We start from the raw sequence: 7,759 nt of genomic DNA on the forward strand, positions 1-7,759 counted from the left end.
GGTGACTTTGCTCACAATGGCTGGAATTACGGTTCTGACCATTATTCCGTTTACTGTGTTTGGAACTATGCTGGGATTTGTCGCATTGCCTGCAACATACTTTGCTTATCTGATTCCATGTATTCTGGTGTATATGATTCTGGCAACAAGTTTGAAAAAAGCCTATGTCCGTCATTTCGGCGAACTGCTCTAAGGAGGTGCAATGATGAACTGGAAAGAACTTTGGATGACCCTTTTCGGAACTACCGAATGGCTTGGTCTTAATATCGGTTTTTGGGTGGCTATGGCAGTTGTGATACTGATTGTCATTGTAATGAATGTAGTGTTTTGGTCTATGAAGCCAAAAGCAGACGCAAAAGAGTCTTATAAATAAGATGGCTGTATGAATGAAGCAAGGGAGATACACAGTTTTTTATTGTGGAATCTCCCTTATCTATTATCATCATATCAAGGCTCATTCAATCGTGGTAATTTCGTGGTAAAATAAGTGCTTTTTAATCATTGAATTACTTATAAATGCTGTATTTAAGCGGATAATTGGAAGTTCGATATAAAATTTCTACAGAATTATTTTATTTATTAAATTTCGTGTGATACGGAAGTGAAAATACACAACATAATAAGAAAAAACGCGTCAAAAAATGAAAAATTTTTCCTTATTCTTTTACAGGCTTTAATACGGAGATTTGGGATTTGTACCATTACTACAGTACTTTATAAATGGCGTAACACCTGATAAACCAAGGGTTTACATGAAGCTCAGATTGCAAATATAAATTATAGAGATATCGGATAAGTATTTCTGCGGAACCAGTTTGGAGCTATGAGCAAATCATGGCTCCATTTTTTTATTACAGATAAGAACGGACCTGACAGTGGAAGACGGGCAGGCTTTTAGAGCCCACCTGTTTTCTTGTGTGTCCGTTAAGCATCTTATATGCGATCAAGATGGGAGTGCATCCGAAAGAATCCACAGCTCAGAATATTGAAAATATCAAACGCCAGATCGGTGAGATCGCAGCCATCTATGACTGGGATATGGAAGTCAACACCACAGATCCTGAGTTTTACAAATGGACTCAGTGGATCTTTGTCCAGATGTTTAAAAAGGGACTGGCCTACGAAAAACAGATGCCGATCAACTGGTGTCCTTCATGTAAGACCGGACTTGCCAACGAAGAGGTAGTCAACGGCAAGTGCGAGCGCTGCGGAGCCGATGTGACAAAGAAGAATTTAAGACAGTGGATGTTAAAGATCACAGAAAATACAGACCGTCTTCTGGGAGACTTGGATAAACTGGATTGGCCTGAAAAATTTAAGAAAATGCAGGCAGAATGGATCGGAAAGAACCACGGTGCCGAAGTAGACTTTAAATTAGAAGACAGGGACGAGGCGATCACTGTCTATACCACAAGACCGGATACGCTCCACGCAGCAACTTTCATGGTTTTGGCGCCGCAGCACAAGCTGGCAGCAGAACTCGCCACTGACGAGACCTATCATTGTCCGAAGAAAACGATGGTGTATACTCCTTCCCTAATCTGGAAATTCATCTGAAAGAGCTGTGGACTTGCCACCCGGAAACACCTTGCTTTGCAAGTTGTTCCCGTCCGACAAGTTTTATTCATAAAACAATTATTTGTAGTACCCTATTTCGCAGATTACAAGATAAGGCACAGGTTTTCCCCTTAGATGATGATGACTATATAAGAACCCGTTTAACGCATTCATTAGAAGTATCGGCAATAGGAAAAAAGCTAGGCGAATATGTATTCAAAAAGCTAAAGAAAGAAAAGAGAGATTTATGGTTTGAAACCCATACAGAAAAAGAGTTTTCTGATGTCCTTCTATGTGCAGGTTTAGTACATGATATAGGAAATCCACCATTTGGCCATTTTGGAGAATATGCAATTCGTGAATGGTTCCAGACAAATCTTAGTCATTTGTATTTAGGAAAAGAACAAATAACAAACATACTGTCAGAATGGCAACTCCAGGATTTATATTCCTTTGAAGGGAATGCACAGTCTTTGCGTATATTGTCCAAAACGCCTTATCTGGGGAAAAAAACGGCTTTAATCTCTCATATGAAGTTCTGGGAGCAATTATGAAATACCCTATTTCTTCTGTCGATTTATTATACAATAACCCGAACAGTTATAAAAAAATGGGATATAACTTTTCCGAGCATGAATTATTTGAGGACATCAATGAAAAAATGGGATTGTACGGAAACCGCCACCCATTATCCTATCTTTTGGAGGCGGCGGATGATATTGCTTATAGAACCTCTGATGTGGAGGATGCTATGGTAAAAAAAGTAATAAGTTTTCAGGAGATTATAAAAACTTTCCAACATTACAGGACACAGGACGGTATATATGGGAGCCGTATTCAGGAATACATTAATAAATTATTGACCATATACGAGGAGGAATTGGCAAAAAATGAACGGAAGCCGGAATTAACTGCCGTTCAAAGATGGAATCAATATATACAAAGTATGATGATAATAAATGCCGGTGATTCTTTTATTAAGAACTACGAAGAAATCATGAAAGGCAAATTTAATGGAAGCTTGTTTGACGATACTGTATCTGGCGATATTATCTTGGCTATCGCAGAACTAAGCGAACGCCTGGTTTATACAAGTTCCATAAAAACCAGAACAGAATTATTTGGACGCCGGGTTATAAATTCATTATTGAATCAATTTATGCCAGCAGCGCTTGTCTATGATACGGAAGAAAACGCTACGTTTATAGAACAGAGGACAATAGACACCGTATCTGAATTTTATAAATCCATGTACCATAGCGAAGCATATAAAAGAAATGAACAGGAGAAGCTTTATTTAAGAATTTTGATGATTACGGATTATATAAGCGGTATGACAGATAGTTATGCCAAACGCTTATATCAGGAACTTTTTGCATAAATTTATATACCGCATCAAATTTTACATGTGAAATTTATAAAGCTGATTAGCAATTTTGTTCGTAATATCCAGAAACCGTAAATAATGAAATGCCAGCTGTCCACCGGCGGCTCCACCAAGCAGAAAATCTGAAACAGGTTCCCTGCTTTTTTACCCAAAACATGGAGAAATCTTTCGGTTGAAAATGTCGGGGATGGGCCAACCAGGAATTGTCAATTATCTGAATGACCAGGGCGTGTTATCCTTTATGGAGTATAAGCATAGCATTGGAATTAATATTCAGGATAGTTTCAAGATACACAAACAGGCTGAGTGGAGTGCCATGTCAGTGAATCGTATTCTGGAAAATGAGGTATATATCGGAACACTGATCCAGGGGAGACATACCATACCGAACCATAAGATCAAAAAATTTATGGATAAGCCGGAAAAGGACTGGATAAGGATTGAGCAGAACCATGAGCCAATCATAACTGACCCAGAATTTGCTTTAGTGCAGAGACTGTTGGGGTTGGATACGAGGACCTCTCCAAATGAGGAAAAGGTATATCCGTTATCCGGTCTTGCTGTCTGCGGTGACTGCGGGGCATTGATAGAAATAGCAAAAATCAGCATTTTCTAGTAGATATAAATATTGTAGCCAAATAATGTGATTGTTATTTTTGAATTTCTAGGTTGTAGCTTTTATTTAAAATCTCAATTATTTTATTTATTAAATTTCGTGTGATACGGAAGTGAAAATACACAACATAATAAGAAAAAACGCGTCAAAAAATGAAAAATTTTTCCTTATACTTTTACAGGCCTTAATATGGAGATTTGCGATTTGTACCATTACTACAGTACTTTATAAATGGCGTAACCCCTGATAAACTAAGGGGTTACGCCATTTTATGGTTTGGCATTTATAGATTTTTTAAATTGATTTTAATAGTGAAACTCTTTTTAAGCTGTTTTTAGAAAATGCATAGTGGTAGGTTCGACTCCTGCCTGGTGCAGTTCTAAAAACCGCATATATATGCGTTTTTTTATTCTTTTTAGGCAAGATTTGTCCAGTAGATATGATGTCCATTTTCTATATGATTGGAGGCGGTCAGGATGAAGATGAGGAATGAGTACACGTGTCCTTTGGAATTGACACATGACATTATAAAGGGCAAATGGAAGCCGATTATTTTATGGGAGCTCAGCAAGGGCGGCAGTTCTCTTTCAGTTCTAAAAAAGTCCATCCGGGGAATCAGCCAGAAAATGCTGGTGCAGCATCTGAAAGAGCTTCAGGAATGGGGAATGATCGGAAAAACGATAAATGACAGCTATCTATTGAAATCGAATTACTTTCTCACGAAACGAGGGAAAAAGATTTTTGAAGCCGTATCAATTATGCAGGATGTTGGGATCGAGATGATGATTGAGGATCACAGGGAAGAATTTTTAAAAGAAAAAGGGCTGTTATAGTTACAAAAAAGTAACTGATTTACCATAACTCCTGCCTGTCTTATAATGTAGACATAGGTTAAGGAGGTAAGAAAATGAGAGATCCAGTGAAGATGATTGGAAACCTGATCGATAAGCAGGGAGTGTCATTTATCAGTTCTGTGGATGAAAATGGTTATCCCAATACGAAGGCTATGCTGCCGCCGCGGAGAAGAGAGGGTATCAAGGTATTTTATTTTACCACGAATACGTCTTCTATGAGAGTCAGCCAGTATAAATACAGTCCTAAAGCCTGTATTTATTTTTGTGACAGACGGTTTTTTTGGGGCGCTATGCTGACAGGTACTATGGAGGTACTGGAAGACAGCTTCTATAAAGAGATGATATGGCAGGAAGGTGATACCATGTATTACCCGGAAGGTGTCACAGACCCGGATTACTGTGTTCTGCGCTTTACTGCGGAGCAGGGGAGATATTACAGCAATTTCAGTTCTGAAAATTTTGAGGTTGAATAACCGGAAACTGCTGTAATAAAGACAGGAGAAAAAGAAGATGGATTACATAAATCAAAGAGTGCATGAATTGTATTGGAAGAATGATTATAACTGTGCAAGAACCATGCTGTTTTGTTTGAGAGAAATATTTGAAGTTACACTGGAAAAACAAACCATTATCTCGGCTGCAGGTTTACATGGCGCCGGCGGCTTCCGTGCACAGTGTGGTCTGGTTGAGGGCGGATTAATGTTTATAGGCATTTATTATCATTTTTTGGGAAGATCAGAAGAAGAAACTGTCACAGCTTGTTATAAATTTGCAGATACTTTTCGTAAGAGGTTTGGTTCATTAACCTGTTATGAATTAAGGCCAGGCGGATTTACCCCTAATGAAAGGCCACGCGGATTGACCCCTAATGATCCTCCGCATATGTGTGAAGAGCTTACCTGCCAAGCTGTTGGATTTGCGTGTGATTTTATGAAAGACGCAATATGACATTTTCACCAGATGAGCAGGAGCTGCAGGCGAAGTGTGAATTTAGTGAATCGAACCTCGTTGCCTCCGAACTGGTGACAATGGACATAGTTTCTTCTGGAGAAGGCTAATGAATAAATATTCCTTAAAAATAAGAGGCTTGGTCAGCCATCATTTTTTAGTAAGTGATGGCTAATCAAGCCTTGCCATCTGCCCTTTCATCGTTTATACTTAACAAATAACTTGAATGAAAATTGGCAGATATGTCTAAAAATAAAAGAAGCGCATAGAAATATGCGGTTTTTTCATTACTCGGCGAAATCATAAGGAGAATTCCATTGAAGATCATCAAAAGAATCATTCTGTTTATACTTCTGATCCTCATTTTAACAGGCCTTTTAGCGGTATATGCAGTAAAAATAGAACCTTACAGACTGGCAGTACGAGACTATGATTTGAAGAATGGAGCGGCATCGGCAGAACTGAAGCTGGTCCATATATCTGACATCCAGGTGAGTGAAGCATATTCGGAAGAACGGCTGGGAAAGTTAGTGGATAAGATCAACGGACAGTCGCCGGATATTGTTGTCTTTACCGGGGACCTCTATGACAATTATGCTGCTTACCACCCTGAGAAAAAAGTAGAAAAAGCACTGTCTGCCATAGAGGCCAGGTATGGAAAATATGCGGTCTGGGGAAACCGGGATTACGGAGGAGGCGCCATGAGGGCTTATCCGAGAGTCATACAAAACGGAGGATTTAAGCTGCTCGCCAATGCATCTGAGACCGTCCGCCTCCCCAACGGAAAAACGATTGGAATCGGCGGGCTGGATGACGTACTGTTCGGAACACCAGACTATGAACTGATGGGGTCGCAGGAGTTAAAAAACTGTGATTACAAAATATTGCTGATGCACGAACCGGATGCTGCAGAGCGTCTCCCTGAAAACAGTGCCGACCTGATTCTTGCGGGGCACAGTCACGGCGGACAGGTCAAGCTTCCGTTTTTTAAGATGAAAACGTCTCTTGCCAAAAAATATACGGATGGGTTTTATACAGTGAACGGGATGAAGCTTTTTGTCAACACAGGGATCGGGACATCTCACTATCCCATACGGTTTCTCGTTCCTCCGGAAATTGATGTATTTCGTATTTCAATCTGATTCAAAATCAGGTATATTAGACTTAGAGGTCATTAATGCCGGCAAGGAGGGGAAAGATGAAGCAGACAATCAAAAATAAAAAAGGGTTTACGCTGGTGGAATTGGTCGTAGTGTTAGTGATCATCGGTATTTTTGCTGCGATTGCGATCCCTTCATTTACCGCATACCTGCGAAAGCAGAAAGAATCAGATGCCAAGTCGGAGTGTAAGCTTATCGTGGCGTCTTCACAGAGTGCGTATATGGAACTGTATGCGAAAAACCGTCTGACCTCAGTGGGCGCGGACAAGAAGCAAATCTTAAAAATGGCCGGCACCGGCGGATCTTTTCAGGGCAGCATCTTCTTCGATGAAAATGAAATGAAGATCCAGACTCTTACCTATAAAGCGGAAAACGGCCTTTGTGTGAAATACAACAAAGATGCCGATGTTAAATATGTGATTTCTGATGACAGTGCTTTGACCCCCTTGGAGGAATATGTAGAAGAATACAAAAAACTCATGGATCAGCTTTACAAAGAGGGAAAAGTAAACAACTGGGCCAGCAGAGAGCTGCTGATGAAGTATATGTATGACCATGGCAATGGATATATGCCGGTCGATTCCTCATTTCTTAAATCAAAATATTTTGACGAACTGGAAGACCAGCTGTACTGGCAGCCCTATTATCTGTCATCCAAAGGGGTATCGGGGTCTTTCGGCTCCTTACTGATCGCTACGAAAAGCGACGGATCGAATCCGAATAACATGCACGGGCAGTGGAAAGCATATCTTGTATATTATGACGGGAAAATATATGAGACGGGTAAGACTACAACCAATGGAGCGGGTACCCACCCTGAGTATATAGGAGTCTCCTCTCTGGCTACAATTAAAAATCTGGATGACGTCCATGATTTTCTCATAAGCCTTGGATTCCGGGTACAAAGTTAGAAAGCCTGAGAGATTGAAAGACCGCATTCTGTCTGTTTTCCTGTGAATTACACGGGATTGGACGGAACGCGGTCTTTATTTTATGTTTTCTTTGTATCAAAAAAAGGGATATGCTATAATAAAAAAAACAATCTAGATGGAGGCATGGTAAGTGAAGCTAAAGAAATCAACAGTCATTGTCATCGTATTGAGCTGGATTTTATTTTTTTGCGCTTGTTTTTTGATTTTCCTGAAACTGGACAAGGAACATACGGAAAAAATCACAAATGAGAAGATTTTCAGGGAAGAGACAGAAGCCTCAGAGAAAAAAAACACCGATGCTGTTG

10 protein-coding genes and 1 pseudogene are annotated in these 7,759 nt (G+C 39.9%); all 11 read left to right on the plus strand.

From position 1 onward, the window contains the following. The coding region (locus QVP35_RS11255) for a hypothetical protein (protein WP_288187880.1) at nt 1–193 on the plus strand (193 nt) is incomplete at its 5' end. Nucleotides 194–202: 9 nt separating this feature from the next. Continuing rightward, nucleotides 203–373, plus strand: coding sequence for a hypothetical protein (locus tag QVP35_RS11260; RefSeq protein WP_006566804.1), 171 nt, complete (start codon nt 203–205; stop codon nt 371–373). A gap of 563 nt (nt 374–936) precedes the next feature. Beyond that, nucleotides 937–1,539, plus strand: a pseudogene (locus QVP35_RS11265) (class I tRNA ligase family protein); the annotation flags it as partial. Then, the gene (locus tag QVP35_RS11270; RefSeq protein WP_006566806.1) at nt 1,503–2,111 is read left to right on the plus strand and encodes an HD domain-containing protein; all 609 of its coding nucleotides are present in this window, start codon (nt 1,503–1,505) and stop codon (nt 2,109–2,111) included. The pseudogene QVP35_RS11265 and the gene QVP35_RS11270, both read left to right, overlap by 37 nt. Next, nucleotides 2,108–2,938 carry a hypothetical protein gene (locus QVP35_RS11275; protein WP_006566807.1) on the plus strand — a complete coding sequence of 277 codons (831 nt, stop codon included), beginning with the start codon at nt 2,108–2,110 and terminating at the stop codon, nt 2,936–2,938. Before QVP35_RS11270 ends, QVP35_RS11275 begins: the two co-directional genes overlap by 4 nt. A gap of 178 nt (nt 2,939–3,116) precedes the next feature. Beyond that, nucleotides 3,117–3,560, plus strand: a complete 444-nt coding sequence (locus tag QVP35_RS11280) for a recombinase family protein (protein ID WP_022261165.1) — start codon at nt 3,117–3,119, stop codon at nt 3,558–3,560. A 476-nt stretch (nt 3,561–4,036) separates the two neighbouring features. Further along, a complete protein-coding gene (locus QVP35_RS11285; protein WP_006566810.1) occupies nt 4,037–4,393 on the plus strand; it encodes a winged helix-turn-helix transcriptional regulator in 357 nt (118 codons plus the stop codon). 74 nt (nt 4,394–4,467) lie between these two features. Next, the gene (locus QVP35_RS11290) at nt 4,468–4,887 is read left to right on the plus strand and encodes a pyridoxamine 5'-phosphate oxidase family protein (protein WP_006566811.1); all 420 of its coding nucleotides are present in this window, start codon (nt 4,468–4,470) and stop codon (nt 4,885–4,887) included. A 37-nt stretch (nt 4,888–4,924) separates the two neighbouring features. Then, entirely contained in the window at nt 4,925–5,362 is a 438-nt protein-coding gene (locus tag QVP35_RS11295) for a C-GCAxxG-C-C family protein (RefSeq protein ID WP_022261166.1), read from the plus strand. 317 nt (nt 5,363–5,679) lie between these two features. Then, nucleotides 5,680–6,504 carry a metallophosphoesterase gene (locus QVP35_RS11300; RefSeq protein WP_006566814.1) on the plus strand — a complete coding sequence of 275 codons (825 nt, stop codon included), beginning with the start codon at nt 5,680–5,682 and terminating at the stop codon, nt 6,502–6,504. 56 nt (nt 6,505–6,560) lie between these two features. After that, a complete protein-coding gene (locus tag QVP35_RS11305) occupies nt 6,561–7,433 on the plus strand; it encodes a prepilin-type N-terminal cleavage/methylation domain-containing protein (RefSeq protein ID WP_009289545.1) in 873 nt (290 codons plus the stop codon). The last annotated feature ends 326 nt before the right edge of the window (nt 7,434–7,759 follow it).

Origin of the sequence: Anaerostipes sp. CAG:276 (assembly GCF_000432215.1) — a bacterium.
GTDB classification, from domain to species: domain Bacteria; phylum Bacillota; class Clostridia; order Lachnospirales; family Lachnospiraceae; genus Anaerostipes; species Anaerostipes caccae.